At 36.5% G+C, this 20305-nt stretch carries 19 protein-coding genes and 1 pseudogene; 18 read left to right on the top strand and 2 right to left on the bottom strand.

Translation table 11 applies throughout. The features are described 5' to 3' along the window. Positions 1 to 52: 52 nt before the first annotated feature. Positions 53 to 895 carry an aldo/keto reductase gene (locus tag TY11_RS18680; RefSeq protein ID WP_042149832.1) on the bottom strand — a complete coding sequence of 281 codons (843 nt, stop codon included), beginning with the start codon at positions 893 to 895 and terminating at the stop codon, positions 53 to 55. Positions 896 to 1554: 659 nt separating this feature from the next. Between TY11_RS18680 and TY11_RS18675 the strand changes: the two genes are divergently transcribed. The 9 genes from TY11_RS18675 (at position 1555) to galE (ending at position 10550) form a co-directional block, all read left to right on the top strand. Further along, a complete protein-coding gene (locus TY11_RS18675) occupies positions 1555 to 2202 on the top strand; it encodes a sugar transferase (protein WP_052345920.1) in 648 nt (215 codons plus the stop codon). A 105-nt stretch (positions 2203 to 2307) separates the two neighbouring features. Continuing rightward, positions 2308 to 3480, top strand: coding sequence for a glycosyltransferase family 4 protein (locus TY11_RS18670; RefSeq protein ID WP_042149829.1), 1173 nt, complete (start codon positions 2308 to 2310; stop codon positions 3478 to 3480). Positions 3481 to 3512: 32 nt separating this feature from the next. Beyond that, complete coding sequence (locus TY11_RS18665; RefSeq protein WP_042149826.1) at positions 3513 to 4571, top strand: polysaccharide deacetylase family protein; 1059 nt, start codon at positions 3513 to 3515, stop codon at positions 4569 to 4571. After that, entirely contained in the window at positions 4513 to 5808 is a 1296-nt protein-coding gene (locus TY11_RS18660) for an O-antigen ligase family protein (RefSeq protein ID WP_081755992.1), read from the top strand. Before TY11_RS18665 ends, TY11_RS18660 begins: the two co-directional genes overlap by 59 nt. 17 nt (positions 5809 to 5825) lie before the next feature. Further along, positions 5826 to 6548, top strand: coding sequence for a YveK family protein (locus TY11_RS18655; RefSeq protein WP_042149822.1), 723 nt, complete (start codon positions 5826 to 5828; stop codon positions 6546 to 6548). Continuing rightward, the gene (locus TY11_RS18650; RefSeq protein ID WP_042149820.1) at positions 6545 to 7222 is read left to right on the top strand and encodes a CpsD/CapB family tyrosine-protein kinase; all 678 of its coding nucleotides are present in this window, start codon (positions 6545 to 6547) and stop codon (positions 7220 to 7222) included. Before TY11_RS18655 ends, TY11_RS18650 begins: the two co-directional genes overlap by 4 nt. A gap of 19 nt (positions 7223 to 7241) precedes the next feature. Next, positions 7242 to 8084, top strand: a complete 843-nt coding sequence (locus TY11_RS18645) for a GNAT family N-acetyltransferase (protein ID WP_155982740.1) — start codon at positions 7242 to 7244, stop codon at positions 8082 to 8084. Positions 8085 to 8145: 61 nt separating this feature from the next. Then, positions 8146 to 9429, top strand: coding sequence for a lipopolysaccharide biosynthesis protein (locus tag TY11_RS18640; protein WP_052345901.1), 1284 nt, complete (start codon positions 8146 to 8148; stop codon positions 9427 to 9429). 65 nt (positions 9430 to 9494) lie between these two features. Then, positions 9495 to 10550: a UDP-glucose 4-epimerase GalE gene (galE, locus tag TY11_RS18635; RefSeq protein ID WP_042149816.1), complete on the top strand. Its 1056-nt coding sequence runs from the start codon at positions 9495 to 9497 to the stop codon at positions 10548 to 10550. Between the two features lie 414 nt (positions 10551 to 10964). Here galE and TY11_RS18625 read toward each other — a convergent pair whose 3' ends face one another. Then, the gene (locus TY11_RS18625; protein ID WP_042149811.1) at positions 10965 to 11684 is read right to left on the bottom strand and encodes a hypothetical protein; all 720 of its coding nucleotides are present in this window, start codon (positions 11682 to 11684) and stop codon (positions 10965 to 10967) included. Between the two features lie 179 nt (positions 11685 to 11863). Here TY11_RS18625 and TY11_RS18620 point away from each other — a divergent pair, with 179 nt between their 5' ends. The 9 genes and pseudogenes from TY11_RS18620 to TY11_RS18580 all read left to right on the top strand — a co-directional run bounded on the left by TY11_RS18620 (position 11864) and on the right by TY11_RS18580 (position 20249). Next, positions 11864 to 12250 (top strand): hypothetical protein, encoded by a 387-nt coding sequence (locus TY11_RS18620; RefSeq protein WP_042149808.1) that lies wholly within the window; start codon positions 11864 to 11866, stop codon positions 12248 to 12250. A gap of 34 nt (positions 12251 to 12284) precedes the next feature. Then, the gene (locus tag TY11_RS18615; RefSeq protein ID WP_042149806.1) at positions 12285 to 13154 is read left to right on the top strand and encodes an alpha/beta fold hydrolase; all 870 of its coding nucleotides are present in this window, start codon (positions 12285 to 12287) and stop codon (positions 13152 to 13154) included. A 287-nt stretch (positions 13155 to 13441) separates the two neighbouring features. After that, positions 13442 to 13870 (top strand): hypothetical protein, encoded by a 429-nt coding sequence (locus TY11_RS18610; RefSeq protein WP_042149803.1) that lies wholly within the window; start codon positions 13442 to 13444, stop codon positions 13868 to 13870. Between the two features lie 279 nt (positions 13871 to 14149). Continuing rightward, a complete protein-coding gene (locus tag TY11_RS18605) occupies positions 14150 to 15241 on the top strand; it encodes a DUF4097 family beta strand repeat-containing protein (protein ID WP_042149800.1) in 1092 nt (363 codons plus the stop codon). A 17-nt stretch (positions 15242 to 15258) separates the two neighbouring features. Beyond that, positions 15259 to 15633: pseudogene (locus TY11_RS18600) on the top strand (gamma-glutamylcyclotransferase family protein). Positions 15634 to 15908: 275 nt separating this feature from the next. Further along, positions 15909 to 16184 carry a DUF485 domain-containing protein gene (locus TY11_RS18595; RefSeq protein ID WP_042149797.1) on the top strand — a complete coding sequence of 92 codons (276 nt, stop codon included), beginning with the start codon at positions 15909 to 15911 and terminating at the stop codon, positions 16182 to 16184. Beyond that, a complete protein-coding gene (locus TY11_RS18590; protein ID WP_042149794.1) occupies positions 16181 to 17725 on the top strand; it encodes a solute symporter family protein in 1545 nt (514 codons plus the stop codon). Before TY11_RS18595 ends, TY11_RS18590 begins: the two co-directional genes overlap by 4 nt. Then, on the top strand, positions 17722 to 19491 hold the full coding sequence (locus tag TY11_RS18585) for a LytS/YhcK type 5TM receptor domain-containing protein (RefSeq protein WP_042149791.1): 1770 nt from the start codon (positions 17722 to 17724) through the stop codon (positions 19489 to 19491). The genes TY11_RS18590 and TY11_RS18585 overlap by 4 nt, the downstream gene beginning before the upstream one ends. Next, positions 19488 to 20249 carry a LytR/AlgR family response regulator transcription factor gene (locus tag TY11_RS18580; protein WP_042149789.1) on the top strand — a complete coding sequence of 254 codons (762 nt, stop codon included), beginning with the start codon at positions 19488 to 19490 and terminating at the stop codon, positions 20247 to 20249. Before TY11_RS18585 ends, TY11_RS18580 begins: the two co-directional genes overlap by 4 nt. Positions 20250 to 20305 lie beyond the last annotated feature (56 nt).

Here is a 20305-nt window from a genome sequence, read left to right as displayed (position 1 = left end):
TAGGATAAAAAAATCCCTACTCAATAAAGGAGTAGGGAGGTTAACATTCGTATTAAAACTCTTCATATACAGCAGGATTTTGACCTTTCATTCTTCCATCTGGAAGGGTGAGCTCTGCAATTGTTTGCATGGCATGGTCGTCTAATGAAAAATCAAAGATAGATATATTCTCTAGTTGTCGATTAGATGTAGCTGATTTGGGGATCGCAATAGCACCAAGTTGGTAATGCCAGCGCAAAATGATTTGTGAAACAGTTTTATTATATTTTGTTGCAATTTCTTGTAATACTTTGTTCTGGAAAACATCATTTGCTCTAGCAAGTGGACTCCAAGATTCTGTAACCACACCATGTTCTTCATGCCATTTTCGTTGTTCTTCTTGGTTGAAAAAGGGGTGAAGTTCAATTTGATTAATAGCTGGTAAAACACCAGTTTCATCTTGAAGGCGTTTTAAATGCTCCGGTAAGAAATTACATACACCAATGGAGCGAATCAATCCCCATTTTTTAGCATCAATCAATGCTTGCCATGCTTCAACATATAGATCACGATTAGGATTTGGCCAATGTATGAGATATATATCATAGTAATCCAGGTTGGCACGATATAGAGATTCCTGAATCGTAACGACAGCGTCTTGGTAACTATGATAACGCCCTGGGAGTTTAGAGGTAATGATTAATTCCTCTCTCGGTACAGAAGTTCGACGAATTGCGGCGCCAACTGTTCCTTCGTTTTCGTAATTATAAGCGGAGTCTAGTAGTCGGTACCCATGGTTGATGGCACTTTCAATTGCTGCGGTACCTTCATTCCCTTTAAGCTTGTATGTACCAAAGCCAACTGCGGGAATTTTATTGCCATCGTTTAGAATAATTTCTGGAATTGAAGTTGTCACTGATTTCACTCCTATAGTTAAAATCTATACTTATAAAGAAGTTTACCATATTAAAATGAGATGATTCGATTTAGTTGCTCATGAGAGTGTCTGTAATTGTATAAGTTTTCTAGAATCCTGCTTTGATAGATTAGATATAGGATATAGGAATTGTCCTCCAATTGGAGAAATCTGTCATTAATATGGACATCACGAATACAATAGGAATAAGGTCTCAATATATATATTTGTTGAAGGAAAAACCTTAGTGAAAGAACAAGCAATTCTCGTTAGGATATTTACATGTTTTAGAATTATTTGAACTAGTACCATTTCCATTTTTAACAGATATGTAGCAGCTAGATTACAGGCTGTTCATGTTATGTTCCTTATTAAGAACAATTGGCGGCAGTGTCTACTTTACTATTATTCTAGTAGCCACTCGACCATGCTGTGGGTTGGGATAAACCTTAGACGTTAGTCGTCAATAGTGTGGTGTGAGGAGGGGGTAAATGCCAACTTTTCTTGCGGGAATTTAGTTTCGCTTTTCATGAAATGAACGATATGTATGACATAAATAAGCTGAGACAAATCACATGTATATTATCTCCTAGTATTCGTACTAACGTTTAGAATACACCAATCTAAAATAACTAAAGGGGGGTAATCAATTGAAAAGTATTTCAAATCCAGACTACTATCTTAAAGAATATGCTGGAACAATTGCTAGTATAAAACATGACCACATTTCATCATATCGAATAATGAAAAGAATGATTGACATTTCTTTTGTATTTTTAAGTTTACCTATTGTCCTTCTCATTATCGTTGTCTTTATTATTCTAATAAAAATGGAGACATCTGGACCTGCATTTTATGTACAGAAAAGAGTTGGACTTTATGGACGGTATTTTAAAGTTTGCAAACTTAGATCCATGTATGTCGATGCGGAAAAGGAAGGGGCAAAATGGGCCGTAGAAAATGATCCGAGAGTTACCAAGGTTGGTTCCTTTATGAGAAGAACTAGAATTGACGAACTTCCCCAAGTGTTCAATATAATAAAAGGAGAAATGTCATTAATTGGTCCACGCCCAGAACGGCCAATGTTTACAGAAGAATTTGAGGAAAAGTATCCTGGGTTTAAACAGAGATTATTGGTTAAACCAGGTCTGACAGGTTTAGCTCAAGTTAATGGAGGTTATAACCTTACACCGAAGAAGAAACTAGAATTAGACATTAATTATATTGAACAACAAGGATTAAAAATAGATATAAAGATTTTCATAAAGACAATAAAGATTGTGTTCTCAGGGGATGGAGCAAGGTGAACATTTTTTTAGGTCTAGTTGTTCTTTAATTAGAACAATAATCTATATTTGTTCGTTTAATAGCTCACATATTGAGACAATAACAAGAGCAAAGGGGGAATTTATTTGAAGTGCCTTATAGTGACAACTTTACAAAGGCAGGTACAGCTATTCTTATTACCTCATGTGCGTATGCTTCAGGAAATGGGCTATCACGTTACCATTGCTACCTCCATAACAGATCAAGAACAATTAGTAAACCAACTACCAGAAGTAACCCTTTATCATATTCCATTTTCAAGAAGAATCTATAGTTCTTCGAATCTGAAAGCTTATGTAATGATGAGAAAGTTGTTTAAAAAGGAACAGTATTCATTGGTTCACGTTCATTCCCCAATTGCATCATTCGTCACGAGAATTGCAGTACCAAAAACGACAAAAGTTGTCTATACCGCACATGGATTTCATTTTAATGAAAATGGTTCAACACTCAGTAATCGCATTTTTTATTTAGCAGAAAAATTAGCTGCCAAAAAGACAGAAGGATTAATTGTGATCAACCAAGATGATTACCAGAAAGCAAAAGGATTATTACCTGAAGAAAATATTCATTATATCCATGGTATCGGTACTGATGCGACTAATTTTAATCCAGAAAATTATTCTTCTCAATATAAGCAAAGTATACGAGATTCTCTAAACATCTCGGATAACAAAATAGTTATTACCCATGTTGCTGAATTTAATGGGAATAAAAGACAAATTGATATTATCCATGCGGCAGAAAAACTAAAGGAAGTTAGTCATAATTTTATCATTCTCTTAATTGGTGATGGAGTACTATTAGAGGAAATTCAATCAGAAGTTATAAACAAGGGGCTAACGGAACATGTTCGTTGTTTAGGGTTTCGGACAGATATTCAAGATGTATTAAGTGTTACCGATATTGGATTATTAGTATCACTTAGGGAAGGCCTCCCAAAATCGGTGATGGAAATGATGGCTATGAAAATACCTGTAGTAGTTACCGATATTCGTGGAAATCGGGAGCTTGTGAAAGAAGGAAAAACTGGTTTTATTATTCCGGTCAGAAGCCCGGATGTTCTGATGAAGTCCTTAAACAAACTAATTCATAACAAGGAGCTTAGAAACGTAATGGGGACAAACGGTAGGAAGGTGGTCTTAGAAAACTATGAGTTATCAATCATACTGAAGGAAACGAGAAAAGTTTATGAATCGATTGGTCTAAATGCTATCAAAGATAGCGTTACGCTTCATCAGGATATGGTTAAGCTTTGAAAATGAATAATGAAAGTTATTGGTGGTGTAAAATGAACCGGAGAAAAAACGGTAAATTTGTGATTTCCCTTGATTTGGAATTGAATTGGGGAGTTTTCGATGTATTTACCATCGAGCAGTACAAGGAAAATTTACTTGGTGCCAGAGAAGCAGTTCCACAATTGCTGAAACTATTCAGGAAGCATAACATTCATGCAACATGGGGGATTGTTGGATTCTTATTTTTTGATAATAAAAAGGATTTATTGAAAGAGGTACCTGATGAATTACCAAATTATGATGACACTTCCTTGTCTGCCTACCAGCACATCGAACAGATTGGAGAAAACGAAATAGAAGATCCTTTTCATTTCGGAACCCAACTTATCAATCAAATAAAGCAAGTTCCAAATCAAGAAATAGCAACCCATACATTTAGTCATTATTATTGTTTAGCAAAAGGTCAATGCGCCAAACAATTTGAGGTGGATTTAATAAAAGCGATAGAAGTTGCAAAAAAACATAACATATCCATCAAGACTATTATTTTTCCACGTAATCAAATTAATCCTGACTATTTATCTATCTGTAAAAGTCATGGGGTAAAGCTGTATAGAGGTTGTGAGAAACATTGGTTATACAAGGTAACTGGGAAGCAGGATAGTAAATTTAAAAGAGTAATCAGATTGATGGATAGCTATATGAATCTCTCAGGCCATCATGTTTATGTATTAGATGACCTTGTACAGAAGGATGGAATCATTGATATCCCATCCAGTCAATTTTTACGACCATATGTCAAAAGAATGAGTGTAATGGAATCATTGAAGCTAAGAAGAATTAAAGCAGGAATGGAAATGGCAGCAAAGGAAAGAAAATTATATCACTTATGGTGGCACCCACATAACTTTGGTGCTGATTTGAAAGAAAGTATGAACATGCTAGGTGAAATTATCACATATTATCAAAGGCTAAATGAACAATATGGAATGGAAAGTGTCTCCATGGGCGAATTGGCGAATACCTTGTTGAAAAAGTCATACAAGGTAAAACATGATGAAGATTCTAATGAAAATCGTGGTGTTTCCCATGCTATCAACCAGATGGCTTGATTTTACTTTAATTGCGTTTGTGATTCTATGCTTACCCTTAATGTTCCATTTAGATGTCATGATAACTTTGAACGTTTCCTTTTCAGATATTCTAATGGTTTTGGTGATGTTTTGGTTAATTACACATCAGGAAAATAGGGAATACTTAGCGATTGTCTTACGGAGATATTATTTAATCATTCTATATATGCTTCTATTTATCTATTTCTGTATTGTTAGCATGGTCAATTATGTAACCAATATTTTCATAGATTTTCCTTATGGAATATCTGCCATTTTAAAGCTTTCCGTAAACTTTATCTATGTCGTTGTATTTTTAATCTTTTTTGAAAAGTATAAGGAAGAATTATTATTGCTACTATTGCGATGGTGGAAGATTGCTGCACTGATTATATCGTTTCTATGTATTGGGAGTGTCATTCTTTATCAGATGGGAATTGATAATGCTTATAACTTACAAGGTCGTGCTCAGGCCACGTTAAATGATCCGAATTTAGCGGCATTATACCTTATTATTTCACTTTCTTTAATAACTGTATTACGTATACTTTCTGGTAAAAAAGTGATTATCAATCTGCCAGTTTTGATTATCTTACTGGCACTGACTTTTACAGCATCACGTGGTGGAATTTTAAGTCTAGTTATGAGTGTAGCCATTGTACTATTTCTAAGCTTTTTATCGGCACGAATTAAAGAATTGATTCTATTTTTAGGCATTGCATCTTTTGTTTTTTTCACTATTCTCTGGATTAATCAATCTACGGATGTTTTAAATTTTGCATTGGAGCGCTTAGTAAATATAGGTACAGAAGGGGATGGGACCTCATACCGCCTGTTTTTATGGAAATCGGCATTTGATATGTGGACAAAGAATCCTTTTATCGGTGTTGGTATTGGCCAATTTATTCCGTATTCAACGGAGATGTATGGAAATACATTTTATAATATCCCGCATAATACGTATTTATCCTTTTTAACCGAAACAGGTGCATTTGGTCTTATGGCATTTATGTGGTTTCCAGTTTTTATTTTGTTTCGCTTGATATCGGGATTAGTAATTAGAGGAGAAAAGACATATTTTTATTTATTAATAGGATTAATCGCCCTTTCAATACAGGCGCTCACAATCAATATTGAAAATATCCGATTTGTTTGGCTATTTTTAATGATTATTTTTGTGATGATGAAAGGTTTTCACGCTAACCAAGAAGAGCCCCTAGTCAAGACTGAACAGTAAATGGAGGTGACATAAAGATGAAGGATATGCTATCGGTCCAAGATATCCTATTAAATTTGAAAAAGAGGCTGCTTTTAATTCTTTCGCTTACAGTAGGTCTAGTTATGATCGCGGCTTTTGTTAGTTATTATGTGATGACACCGACCTACCAATCAACTTCTCAATTTATTGTCATTCAACAACAGAACGATAATATGCCGATTAATATCTCCGAGGTTGAAACTCAGCTAGAGTTTATAAATACATATAAAGAGATTTTAAAGAGTCCATCCATTCTGGAACAAGTTATCGAAGACATGCAGTTAACCATCACACCAGAAAAATTAGGAAAACAAGTACAGGTAAGTAGTGGAGAAAATTCACAAGTTATAACGGTATCAACAACGGGCTCTAGTCCCGAGTTCGCAGCGGAACTTGCCAATTTAGTGGTGGAAAAGTTCCAAAGTACGATTATATCTATTATGAAGGTAGAAAATATTTATATTTTGTCAAAAGCAAATCCTTCGTTAGCAAAGGACCCTATCCAACCAAGGCCACTTATTAACATGATTGTAGCAGGATTTATCGGTATTGCATCTGGTATAGGTTTGGCCTTATTAATCGAATTTTTGAATACCAAGGTAAAGACTGAAAATGATATAGAAGAACTTGGAATAACGGTGTTAGGAACGGTTGCTCTGTATGGGAAAAAGGCTGGTAAACGGGCAAAAAAAAAGAGAAAGGGGAGAGATGATTTATGAAAGGCAAAAGGAAGAAGGCTGAACGAGCAAATTTAATCACGATAGAGCGTAATAATACACAAGCTGCAGAACAATTCCGTTCGATTCGCTCCAATATTAATTTTGCTTCGGTCGATAGGCAGCTTAGAAGTCTAGTTATTACATCTTCTAGTGCTGGGGATGGAAAAACGTCGACTGCTGCTAATTTGGCTATTGTGTTCAATCAAGGGGGAAAAAGGGTTCTATTAGTGGATGCCGATATGAGAAAGCCCAAAGTCCATCTTATCTTCCGGCAAGCAAATCTATTTGGATTGAGTAATTACCTAATCGGACAAAAAGAGATTGATGAAATCATTAATGGAACATATAGGACTGATTTTGACATAATCACCAGTGGTATTCTCCCACCTAATCCAGCAGAATTACTTGGTTCCAAGCAGATGATGAAATTCATTACTACGGTCATGGACCGGTATGATGTGGTCATCTTTGATACGCCACCGGTTTTGGTTGTGACAGATGCTACATTAATAGCCAATCAATGTGATGGTACCTTATTGGTTGTTAGGGCAAAAAAGAATGAGGTAAAGGAAGTAAAAAAGGCCAAGGAACAGCTTTGTTTTGCTGGTGCCAATTTAATTGGGGCAGTTTTTAATGGGAAAAAACAACCCAAAAATAATACGGATTATTACTAACGATTTGGGAGTTGAGGGTATGGTTGAAGTTCGTTATAAGCGAGGACTTGTTAACATGATGGACATTTATGGATCTACGAAAATAGCTCATGGTGAAAACGTAGATATCCTAATTGCCTCCAAGGTACTATTTCCTAATGATGAGCCGGAGGAAATCCTATCTCATAAACGATTCATTCACAGTTATGGAAAGACGTTAGTCATTGACTTGGAGCAGACAGAAGAGGAAATATTTAGAAGTATTCACAAGAATGCAAGATATAAAATTAATCGTGCAAGTAAAAGAGACCCGCTCCATTATCAGGAGCTAAAACATCCGACAGACGAAGAAATAAATGATTTCATTCAATTCTTTGATCGATTTGCCAAGCATAAAAAACTACCAAAAGGTAATAAGGAGAGATTACAGCATTTAAGAGACCAAGATGCTCTAATTATTTCCTATATGACGGATAAAGAAGATAATGTGCTTTGCTATCACGCCTATGTAAAAACGGAATCATATTGTTCAATGCTTTTTTCTGCTTCTGCCCGATTTGAAAATTCAACGATTCGTAACATGATTGGTCGTGCAAATCGATACCTTCATTGGCAGGATATGAAAAGCTTCCGAAACATGGGGCAAAAATGGTTCGATTTTGGAGGATTATTTGTTGAATCGCTCGAAGATGATGAAGAACATATTAACCGGTTTAAAAAAGAATTTGGCGGAAAAACAGTTGATGTAGATAAGAGAATTTACCCCTTAACACTGATAGGCAGAATAACAGCTCTCGTATTTTGGGTGAAAATGCGCAAAAGACCTGAGTTCTTACGAGCAAGAAGCCTTAAAGGGAAACGATATATATCGAAAAACGCATAAGGGATTTCAGTACATGAATGACTCGGTTTTATTTTAACCTAAGAAAAATGAGGGGTACTACGTGGTAATAAAAAAACTATCACTCAAAACAAATATGACCTGGACATTAGCAGGTACTATTATTTATTCCTTAACACAATGGTTACTATTAATCGTAATCGCCAAGCTTGGAACGCCAGAAATGGTAGGAAAATATGCCCTTGGTTTAGCGGTTACAGCTCCTATTATCATGTTAACCGAAATGAGACTCCGGTTAACGCTTATTACAGATGCAAAAGGCAGTTATGGGTTTCATCATTACCTTGGTACCAGGATCGTTTCTGTACTGATTTCTTTTCTTATAATCATAGCGATAGTCCTCGTAATAGGCTATGAATTTCAAACTTCCATGATCATTATTTTAATTGGAATTGCGAAGTTACCTGAATCAGTGAGTGATATCTTACATGGAAAGTTGCATAAATATGAGCGGATGGATTTTATTAACATTTCTAGTGTTTTGAAAGGAATATTAACTGTAATCGTCTTTTCATGGATTCTCTATACAACAAACAGCTTAATGATGGCGATTATTGGTCAGATTTTAGTATGGACTGTGATACTACTATTCTTTGATTGTCTAATTGCAAAAAGATATGGATCAATAAAGCCAAGTTTTAACGTTACGAAAATGAAGCAATTAGTCAAACTAACGATTCCATTAGGTATCATGGGACTATTGACAACGGTAAACACCAATCTACCAAGCTATCTGGTGGAGTATTTCCTTGGAAAAGAAGAACTTGGCTACTTTGTTGCACTTTTCTATATATTACTTGCTGGAAATCGAGTAGTAAATGCTTTGAGGCAACCTGCAGCACCATTACTAGCAAGCCTATATGAAGAAGGCAATCTAAAAGGATTTAATAATCTATTATTAAAGCTACTTGGTATTGGGGCCATTATTGGTGTTTTAGGACTTATAACTACTTATATTTTTGGTGAATTCCTATTGTCTATTATTTATACACCTTCCTATGCTGCGTATTCTGGACTGTTCGTTGCGATTATGGTTTCCGGTTTGTTTAGTTATCCAGCAGCATTCTTAGCTAATGGTGTTATTGCAACTCGGCATTTTAAGTCACAACCATATCTTGCTGGATTATGGGTCCTGACAAGTGTTATAGGGTGTATCGTATTCATACCAAAACTTGGGGTTTATGGAGCAGCTATTGCAGTGATAATAGCTTCTTTCGTAGAACTAATTAGTTTATACCTTGTATTGGTGCGAATTATCAAGAATGACCGAAATTCTACAGATCACCACAATGAGAATGCTAGTTTAGTAAAGAAGGTAATGTATTGAGTTATTACGATTAAACGCAATGAAAGTGTTTCAAAAGTTATATAGAAGCTGTAGGGGGTGTTGGTTTGGCTATTCTTGTTACTGGCGGTGGAGGATATATTGGGACACATGTATGTGTTGAATTATTAAACCATGGTTATGATATTGTCGTTGTTGATAATTTTTCTAATTCTAGTAAGGAAGGAATAAAACGGGTAAGGGAGATTACAGGTAAATCCTTTAAAGTCTACCAGATAGATTTACTAAGTAAGCGAAAATTACTTGATATATTTTTACAGAACTCTATCGATTCGGTCATCCACTTAGCAGGGTATAAATCGGTGGGGGAATCAACAGAAAAGCCAATTAGATATTATGCAAATAACATTATAAGTACTGTTAACTTATGTGAAATAATGAAAATATTTAATGTGAAACAGATCGTCTTTAGCTCATCTGCAACTGTTTATGAACCTTCCGAACATTACCAACCCATCTCTGAGAACTTTCCGCTTGGGGCCACTAATCCATATGGTCGTACGAAGCAAATAATTGAACAGTTTTTTTATGATTTAAGCCAATCAGATTCTAGTTGGAGTATTGGTATTCTAAGATATTTCAACCCAATCGGTGCACATACAAGTGGTTTGATTGGAGAAGACCCAAAAGGGATTCCAAACAACCTTGTTCCGTATTTAGCACGTGTAGCAATTGGTAAACTACCAGTACTTTCTATATACGGAGATGATTACCCAACAAAGGATGGCACTGGTATTCGTGATTACATCCATGTTGTTGACTTGGCACTAGGACATGTATATGCTCTACGAAAAGTAGAATCAACCCCTGGAATAGATGTGTATAATTTAGGGACTGGAAAAGGGTATAGTGTTCTAGAGATGATTCATAATTATGAAAAAGCCTCAGGCAGAAATATCCCTTATGAAATCGCACCACGTAGAAAAGGGGATGTTGCCGTATGTTATGCTGATGCATCAAAAGCAAGAAACGAATTAGGCTGGGAGGCAAAAAGAGGCTTAGAAGAAATGTGTCAGGATTCATGGAGATGGCAACAAAAAAATCCAAACGGTTATCCATCTATGGGGACAGTCCCTCACCACTCTAACGTGGTAAAGCAGTGAGGGGCTGTCTCTTCCTGCGAAATCAATTCTTGAATAGGAGTTTGATTAATTTTATCCCAATCAGGGCACAGATCCATAATATCATGTTAAAGAAATTTAGTAAGAATATAGAGCCGTACATAGATGGAAAGTCTGAAATGAATGAGGCCAAGAATATCCCAATGATGTTCCCTACAGAGACCATCATAAAATAAAGAATAGGATTATACCATTTAGAGAAATGCCTAAAAAATACCAATATACTCGGTACTAGCAAATTTACCCCTAAGTACCCTAAAAGAATGGCATCGGTAAATTCAATCAACCCATCTTTATCTAAGGGCGTAGCCGGTAAAATAAATACTGAAGAAACTATAGCATAGAGAAATAGAATCCAAAGCGTACATGCTTCTGCCTTTTTCGAATTAGTTCGAATCATGTTGTCCTTTTTTTCCTAGACCTCTTCCTGAACACCCTCCGGCATCCAAGCGGGAAAAGGATAACAGCCTGCTCTTTTCCTACATGTTCTGTTACTACATCAACAGGTGATCCATCAACTTGTGAAAAATCTATTTCTGCGTATCCCGCCGACCGGATAGCCTTACTAAGGTCCTGTTGCGTGTAAGTTATACTTACTTTGTTTCTTAAATAGTCTATCCAGTTTTGAAGGTCATTTGACTTCCAAAATGTTTCCACGAACGTACCATCTTTGTGCAAAATAAAAAGGATGGCTTCAAATCGATAATAGCTTATGGAACCGTTCATACCTGATCTGCGCATACGGATGTGAACAGGGTTCATCCCAATTAAGACTTTATTCACTTGAGAATATGGAATGATATTTCGTTTGGTTTCACCGGTTTTTGTATTCTCCCATTGTTGCAGAATTCTTTCATCTCCAAGCTCATAACGATAAATCTCCTTCCTTTGAAGAGGCAATCCTATGTATGCAAAGAACCCTAGGATTACTGCGATAGGAAGGGAAAAGGCTAGAACCCACCAATCACCATCCATTGAACCAAGATAAATACCAAGAATTATTGAACCTATGGCAGGTAATCCAAATAAAGCTGTAAAGAGATAACCTGATGTAGTTGGTTTTACTTCGTTAGTATATGTTATGGGCTTTTGTTTTTTGTCTAGCTTATCCATCATGATTAGTTCCACCTCTCCACACTAATCTTCTAATAAATACGCATGAGTCCTCAAAAAGTTTCAACATTAGGAGGAAAGAACTAAATACTTAGAATCTTCCTGAAATTAACATTACTGATCTTGTGGAACTGGTATGATGGATTTGTGAATATCAATTCCTAATAATTGGAGGGCTTTAGATGAAGGTGACAGTAAGGGTTGCTGAAATTCTATTAGGTGCGATTTTTCTTGGAGCTGGGTTAAATGGGTATGTTGTATTGTTTGGACTTGAACCGTTTGCACCAACAAGTCCAGCCGCAACGGAATTTCTTGGAGATGGTTATCTTCTAGCAATGGAAAAGGGTGTTGAGATTATTGCGGGGGTATTATTATTAATTCGTCGGTTTGTTCCATTAGTACTTGTTGTCCTCGCTGGTATCGTAATCAATATTTTAGCCTTTCATATTTTTGTTGATTCTGAATTAATTCTTTTAGCAATATTTGTTATGTTGTTGGAAGGGTATTTAGCTTGGCAATATCGGGAAAACTTCAAAGGGTTACTGCAGAGCAAGCCACATAGAAACTGATTTATTTCGTAGTTTATACAATAAAGGTGAATCCATGGAAAATATACATTTAACAGCAAATGACGGGCTAAAGTTATCTGTAGTACTCTTTGAAGCCCATGAAACAATGGGATTGGTACAGATAATTCACGGCGCTCAGGAACATAAAGAACGCTATTATGATTTCATAAACTACTTAAATACCAATGGATTTACCGTAATCATATCTGATAGTCGCGGTCATGGAGAATCCATAAACGAGCAGTACCCTTTGGGTTTTATGAATGGTGTAGAGGAAATCATCCAGGACCAGGTGATGATAACCAACTATATCAAGCGTCGTTTTCACAATAAGGATCTATCCTTGTTTGGTCATTCCTTGGGCTCGCTATTTGCGAGATGTTATTTACAAAAGCACGATCAGGAAATAAAAAAGCTGGTACTAAGTGGAACTGCAAATTATGTACCCTTGGTTAGTCTTGGAATTATTCTGGGGAAAGTAATCACATATTTCTCCGGAGTACATGGGTATAGTAAAGTGCTTCGTAACTTAAATAGAAACAGCAAGGACGACTCCTGGCTTAGTACGAATCAGGACAATATTGTAGCATATCAAAATGATCCATTATGCCAATTTTATTATCAGAATAATGGTATGTTAACAGTTTTTGAAGCGGATTGGAATATGCACCAGTATAAAAAGTATCAATGCAACAATCCGGAGCTTGAGATTCTAAGTGTAGTTGGGGAAGACGACCCCGTAACTGGTGGAGAAGAAGGGTTACATGATTCATTTCATTCACTTAGAAAAATAGGTTATAAACATATAATTAACAAGGTGTATCATGGGATGAGGCATGAAGTGTTGAATGAGGTTGAGAATCAGATTGTCTATGAAGATATTGTCCAGTTTCTAAAGCGGTGAAGTTTGGATTTGTTTTAGAATAGTTTGACAGTATAATAATAAAATTCTATACTTATTTCAAGAAAAGAAACTTAGTAGTTGGCACTAATAAGCGCCACAACTACTCACCGCTAAGAGTGGTTGACCGTTAGAAATAATCGCAAACTTAATCACAAGGCCGGTTACATATTCGTAATACTATATTCTTAATACTATATAACATTAAAACCATTACAAGAGATTCTATTGTGATGGTTTTCTTTTTACATTCAAGTACTGGATAAGTTTTATTTTATAAGGGGGAGAACATGGATAGTAGAAAAACCAAGCTATATTTTACTATATTTGTCGTTGCTGCTTTAGCAATCTGTTTAATATCCATTTTTGTATTAACGAACAAAGTATCTAATTTAGAAAATCGCATGAGTGAGATGGTGGGTTTACAGCATAATGTGTTGAACAATGTAGATAGTCAAAGTCACAGTATCCGTAGTGCTTTGGAGGATTTTCAAAAACAACAAAATTGGTTAGGAGAAGTGGATGTAATTGAAGAAGTTTATCTATTAGAATATTCAGGTCAAAAGCTAATCAATGAAGTGGAACTTGATTGGCATGATGGTACAGAAAACACTAGCATTTTCCGGATTGAAGATGTCGAGAAACGTGATGACTTGAATCATATATTAAAGGTTGTCTATCCGAATGGAGAGGTATTTGAGAAGGAATTGAAGCTCTAAAAAAGGGGGTAATTCCCCCTCCTTGTGAATTACATAATGTAAATAATTTCTACTCATACTCACCAAAGGTTATCCCTATTTTTTAATTCCTTCCAGATAAGCCTGTATAGTGCACAAGGGGAACGAGATTGTAGATTGCTAAGTCAGTTTTGCTTGTGCAACAGGAGGCAGTTTCTCCGTCTCCAGACGGAGAACAATTACTTCTCGAGATACTTGTCTCCCTTATAATTTCTTATAGACTAGTAGGTAATAACAAAATAGAAATCGGAGTTGGATTGGATGAGAATAGAAAAGACAGTTGGGTCCGTAGTTAACCGGGTTATAAGAAATGCGAAGCGTTCTATTGTCAAAGAAGAAGTCATTCAAAAGGAAAGAATCGATTACACTAGTTTAAAGGAAATACATATTATAACCTCTAGTCTTAATGTCGAAGTTATAAGTCATGATAAGCCACACATAGATATTGTATTGAAAACATATGAAGATGGACCAGAAATGAAGATAAACCTATCTAATCATGTTTTAGAAATAACAGTGTTTAAACCTAGTCAACAACAGACATTTTTTGGACTCTTCCCATCCACGAAAATGCAACTTTTCGTGCCAACTTCAGTAACGGAAACTTGGGATGTACGAACAGGCTCTGGTGATGTTAGATTTTCAAAGGTAATTATGAATAAGCTTGCCATCAATACTGGTTCTGGAGATATTGATTTGTCGGATATAGAAGCAGGCCAAATTAGTCTTCGATGTGCATCTGGGGATGTAAAGGCAAATAATATGAAGTCAGACAATTTTTATGTGAATTCATCTTCTGGAGATATGGTGTTCCGTAGACTCACGGTTAGTAATGTTAGGGCGGAGGTAAATTCTGGTGACATTTTAATTGCAGACTTACTAGGAGAAGAACTTGAAGTTAAGATGGCCACTGGCGATGTGAATCTAAAAAATATCCATATCGCAAAAGGAACCATAGTATCACGTTCCGGTGATGTTGATGCCAATTATGTTCAAGCAGAAATGTTAATGGTAAACACTACAACAGGTGTTTTGAATATTAATGACTTTTCAGGAAGCCTAAATGGATCGGTTGTATCAGGAGATTTAAAGCTCGGCGTAAAAGAGAATTGTACTATTAATTTAGATGCAAAAAGTGGGGATATTGCGGTCGAATTAGGGAATGAAGTAGGATTAAATGCTACAGTGGATATCACCAGCAACTCAGAAGAAATAACGACAAACCTTCCATTACAATTAAAGAGTGATTCCATAAGGTTAATAGGTGTTACTGGGGATGGAGAAAATACCATTCGTATTAGTTCCGAATCTGGTGATGTTAAAGTATATATGCAAGAAACGGCAAACGTATAGAGCAGGAGATGAAAGGGATGCATAAAGTCTTTGTTTATGGCACCTTACGAAAAGGCGAACGAAATGACTATTTATTGAAAAATGCAACCTGCATTAAAGAACATTGTTGGACGTTTGGTGAACTATACGATACCGGATACTGTTATCCAGCTATCAAACTTTCAAATGAAGCCCGGGTTTATGGGGAACTTTATGAGGTTTCAGATAGTGAATTAATAGAGTTGGATCAACTTTAAGAGTACACTGAGGGTGCAAAGGATAACTTATATGAACGTGTGGTTCAATCAGTTGAGATAGAGGAAGGGACTATTTTTGCATATGTCTATATTACTGCTAAAGAAAATCTATTAAATAAACGGATAGTTAGTGGAGATTGGAAATTAGATCAATAGAGTTTTGTGGGCATGTTCAAAGAAAGCATGCCCTATTTCTTTTGGCAAATAGGATAGTATAAAGATCTTTCTCGTGGTCTCTCATTCATCATTTCAATCACAACCCCGAGTTAAAAAGATGTATAACAAACCCTCATACATCATTCAAAATACCAAAGGGGACCTTGTACCCATCTTCTACAAATACCTTTACATTCCAATATATTTTAGTTATTTTAGAATTAATATAATTAACGGACTTTTTAAATAAATTCATTCTAGGTGGAGGAATGGAGATGGATGAACGTGTATTACACTTGATTCAATCGAAAAAGCGAATACTGGTACCGACTATTATTCTAGTATTATTGTTTTACTTTATGCTTCCTTTGTCACTAATCTTTTTTCCTGATGCCATGAATCAGACAAGCTTTATCCCAGGAGTGACATGGGCTTGGGCTTATGGTTTCCTACAAATTCCGATGACCTGGTTGATCGGTTGGATTTACCATATAAAAGCGACAACGTTCGACCAACAAATCGAAAAGATTAAGCGGGAGGAGTTGTTGTGAACCTTACCTATTTTTTATTTTTCATTTGTATTATTGTTTGCACCTTAATCATTACCTATTGGTCGGCTAAACGTAGTAATACAACCAATCGCTTCTATATTGCGGCGGGTAGCTTAACAGGATTTCAAAATGGCATGGCGATTGCTGGTGATTTTATTAGTGCGGCCTCTTTCCTTGGCATTGTTGGGATGATTGCGATTAATGGCTATGATGGCTTTCTTTATTCCATTGGCTTTTTAGTATCCTATTTAGTGGTCTTGTTTCTAGTAGCAGAGCCTGTCCACCGTCTTGGGAAATATTCGCTTGGTGATGTCATTTGTTCTCGATTTCCGAGTAATAAAATGCGGTGGATCATGGCGATTGGTGCCTTTACCATTTCCATTCTTTATATGATTCCGCAGCTAGTTGCATCCGGTTATTTATTACGTCTATTACTCGATATTGATTACTCCATTTCTGTTTTAGTGATTGGGGGATTAATGACAATCTATGTTGTTTTCGGGGGAATGGTTGCGACTTCCTGGGTACAAATTGTAAAAACTGTTGTTCTGATGTCGGGGACATTTTTATTGTCGTTGATTGTTTTTTCTAATTTCAATTGGAATGTATCAGCGCTGATTGACAGGGTAAAGGAGGGAACACCATTAGGAGAGGACTTTTTCTTTCCCGGACATTTATTCGGAAACCCACTAGAGTTTTTCTCCTTACAACTTGCATTAGTACTCGGTACAGCGGGTTTACCTCATATCTTAATACGACTATTTACAGTCCGAAACACATTGGAAGTTAGACGCTCATTAATTAGTTCAACTTGGATTATTGGTGTTTTTTATGTCATGACATTAGTGTTAGGATTTGGAACAGTTGCATTACTAGGCTATCAATCACTAACAGAAACGGATCCTACTGGAAACTTAGCAGCACCACTTCTTGCAAGGGAGGTTGGGGGAGATTTCTTGTTGGCTTTTGTTTCGGCTATTGCATTTACAACAATTGTTGCGGTTGTGGCTGGACTGGTAATATCTGCAACAACAGCATTTTCGCATGATATTTTCCATCACATTTTGAAAAAAGGTAAGTCTACGGAAAAGGAACAATTGAGAGCAGCGCGTTGGACTGCTTTAGGAATAGGTTTGATTTCTACATTATTTGCTTTGCGGTTGGAGACCATTAATGTGACCTTTCTTGTTTCAATGACTTTTATTGTCGCAGCGGCTAGTAACTTTCCGGTCTTGCTATTAACGATTTATTGGAAACGCTTTACTCAAGTCGGGGCAATTACAGGTATGGTTAGTGGACTTCTAGCATCCTTAGTATTAGTAGTTTTAGGACCGCATATCATGAATCTGGATGGTGGTTGGATTGCAAGGGAGGCTATTATTTCGCTTCACAACCCAGGAATAATTGCGATTCCAATTGGCTTTTTAGGAGCATATTTAGGGACATTATTTTCGTCAAAACAAACACAACCACTAGGAGATTTTAAGCAATTTTATATAAAGTCGCAAACTGGTATAGATTCAAGGAGAGAGAGCTCATGAAAGATTTAACGATCATGTTGTTTGAACGATTGGGCTTGCTTCTTGTAATTGCTTTTGTTTTGACGAGAACACCTGGATTCAAGTCACTACTGTATAGAGAGTTTAGCTGGAAAATGTCGCTAGTCCACGCAGTTGTGTTTGGAATCTTTGGGATTGCAAGTACGGTGACGGGCATCATGATTACGGAAGAAGCAGAAATCCTTCGTGCATTTGTTGTTTTTCCTGTTGAGGATGATCAATTAATTGTTAGCTTAAGTCTAGTGGCAATTGTTATTGCTGGTTTACTTGGTGGTCCAATTGTAGGACTTGTAGCGGGACTAATTGCTGGAATCCATGTCATGTTTTTAGGAGGAGTTGGCTGGGTAGCAAATGGTTTAGTTAATCCGTTAACGGGTTTATTAGCTGGCATGACAGCAAGATTCTTTTCCAATGAGCGGGTTATATCCCCATTAAAGGCTTTATTTATCGGAGTTTTTCCACCAATCTTACAAATGCAACTTCTCCTTATTCTGTATACTGATGGGGAAGAGATGGTGGATATTGTGGATCAAATTGGCTTGCCACTTGTGTTATCCAATAGTCTCGCCATTGCCATCTTTACAACGATGATTGGGGTTGTGATGAAAGAACAGGAAAATGAAACAGCGATGGCGACAAGGCAGGCCTTAAAGATTGCAGAAGAAGCGTTACCTTTCTTGAAAAAAGACTCGACCATGGATGTTGCAGATGGCTTGGCAGATTTACTATATGAACGTTTGAAACTTGCGGCTGTTTCGGTAACAAATACACAGGAAGTGTTGGCTCATAAAGGGTTAGGGGATAAGCATCACCGAAAAGGGGACCGGATTATTACGCCGCTTGCCTTACAGGCGATTGAATCGAAAAGGATACAAGTAAGTTCCTTGAAGTCGGATATTCCTTGTGATGATGAAAAATGTCCGCTGGAGGCAGGTATAATCATTCCAATTACGGAAGCAGAAGATGTCACTTACTTAATCACCTTTTATTTCCGAAAGTCTCAGCATATATCACCGGTTGAGTTGATGATGGCCGAGGGATTGGGGCAATACATCTCCAATCAATTAAATGTACTAGCCACTGAAAAATTAAAAGCACATATTCGAGATGCAGAACTACGTAATCTACAAGCACAAATTAATCCACATTTCTTATTTAATACCCTCCAGTTAATCGCATCGCTATTTAGGGAGGACCCAAAATTAGCACGCCACCTAACATTGCAGCTGGCAAGCTATATGCGGTTTAATCTGCGGTTAGTGTCCAAGTCACTCGTAGAACTGGAAAAGGAATGTGAGCATGTACTGGCATATACGACAATTATTCAGGAACGGTTTCGGGATCGACTACAAATTGAATTCCACCTACCGGATGATGTTTCCAATATTTATATTCCACCTTCCACTATACAACCTTTAGTTGAAAATGCCGTGCAGCATGGTCTGAAAAATGTAGCAGATTATGCGAAGGTTGAAATATTGATGGAAAAAGTAGAAGGTGAGTTAAAGGTTTCCATTCGTGACAATGGCATAGGATTTCCCAAGCATATTTTGCCTATTGTTAGTCATAAGCCATTAGTAGGTGACCAAAGTGGAGGTACTGGTATTTACAATGTAAATCAGCGGTTAATCCAGCTTATTGGTGAGTCTGCTCGTTTACATATTCGAAATATACCTAGTGGTGGTAGCGAAGTAAGGTTTTCGATTCCAATTCCAAATGAACATGAAAAGGGTCTGGTGATGGGATGAATATTCGTACGATGATAGCGGAAGATGAATTAATGGCAAGAAGAGAATTGCTTTATTTATTACGAGATGAGAAAGATATAATTCTAACACCACATGCAGAGAATGGAGAACAGTTGATTCAATTATATTCCGAGCATCAGCCTGATTTAATTTTTCTAGATGTGGAAATGCCAGGTTTTACTGGGGTGGAGGCTGCTCGTTATATTACAGAGCAATCAGCTCAATCAAGTGTTGATACACCTATGTTTGTATTTACAACCGCTTATGATGAATATGCCCTTGATGCTTTTGAGATTGAGGCAGTAGATTATTTATTGAAACCCTATGATGAAGTGCGGTTTAAGAAGGCTATGACACGAATCCGGAAAAGTTTGTTAAGTAAAGGAAAGAAAACGGAGAATAAAGTAGGGAATAATAACCCAACTACTGCGAAGCTCCTAGTAGATGACGGGGAGCGAATGGTTGTACTTTCTCCAAATTCCATTTATTATGCTGTTCCTAATAATCGTTTGTTGGAAATACATACAAAAGATAAGGTTATCATGAGTAGGATGACTCTACAGGAGTTAGAGAATAGACTATCTGGGCATATGTTTTTCCGAGCGCACCGGAGTTATTTAGTTAATCTTAATCATATTTTAGAGATTACTCCGTGGTTTAATGGGACTAGTAATCTCACGATGAAGGATAAAAAGGGGACAATTATACCTGTAAGTCGGTCTGCAAGCAAAAGTATTTTGAATACGTTTAAGGTTTAGTTACGGGTAGAGTTATTATAAAAATGAGAGTGTTATAAAATAAATGTTAAAATTAC

It is taken from the genome of Paucisalibacillus algeriensis (assembly GCF_000577245.1).
Lineage (GTDB): Bacteria > Bacillota > Bacilli > Bacillales > Amphibacillaceae > Ornithinibacillus.
The sequence above is the reverse complement of the archived record's forward strand: the minus strand, read 5'-3'. Positions and strand labels throughout refer to the sequence as shown.

Bases quoted from the DNA above. Each gene is read 5' to 3' on its own strand.
- TY11_RS18665 (WP_042149826.1), top strand. From the start codon at position 3,513: ATGAACCGGAGAAAAAACGGTAAATTTGTGATTTCCCTTGATTTGGAA.
- TY11_RS18660 (WP_081755992.1), top strand. From the start codon at position 4,513: ATGATGAAGATTCTAATGAAAATCGTGGTGTTTCCCATGCTATCAACC.
- TY11_RS18655 (WP_042149822.1), top strand. From the start codon at position 5,826: ATGAAGGATATGCTATCGGTCCAAGATATCCTATTAAATTTGAAAAAG.
- TY11_RS18650 (WP_042149820.1), top strand. From the start codon at position 6,545: ATGAAAGGCAAAAGGAAGAAGGCTGAACGAGCAAATTTAATCACGATA.
- TY11_RS18645 (WP_155982740.1), top strand. From the start codon at position 7,242: ATGGTTGAAGTTCGTTATAAGCGAGGACTTGTTAACATGATGGACATT.
- TY11_RS18625 (WP_042149811.1), bottom strand. From the start codon at position 11,684: ATGATGGATAAGCTAGACAAAAAACAAAAGCCCATAACATATACTAAC.
- TY11_RS18620 (WP_042149808.1), top strand. From the start codon at position 11,864: ATGAAGGTGACAGTAAGGGTTGCTGAAATTCTATTAGGTGCGATTTTT.
- TY11_RS18615 (WP_042149806.1), top strand. From the start codon at position 12,285: ATGGAAAATATACATTTAACAGCAAATGACGGGCTAAAGTTATCTGTA.
- TY11_RS18610 (WP_042149803.1), top strand. From the start codon at position 13,442: ATGGATAGTAGAAAAACCAAGCTATATTTTACTATATTTGTCGTTGCT.
- TY11_RS18605 (WP_042149800.1), top strand. From the start codon at position 14,150: ATGAGAATAGAAAAGACAGTTGGGTCCGTAGTTAACCGGGTTATAAGA.
- TY11_RS18595 (WP_042149797.1), top strand. From the start codon at position 15,909: ATGGATGAACGTGTATTACACTTGATTCAATCGAAAAAGCGAATACTG.
- TY11_RS18585 (WP_042149791.1), top strand. From the start codon at position 17,722: ATGAAAGATTTAACGATCATGTTGTTTGAACGATTGGGCTTGCTTCTT.
- TY11_RS18580 (WP_042149789.1), top strand. From the start codon at position 19,488: ATGAATATTCGTACGATGATAGCGGAAGATGAATTAATGGCAAGAAGA.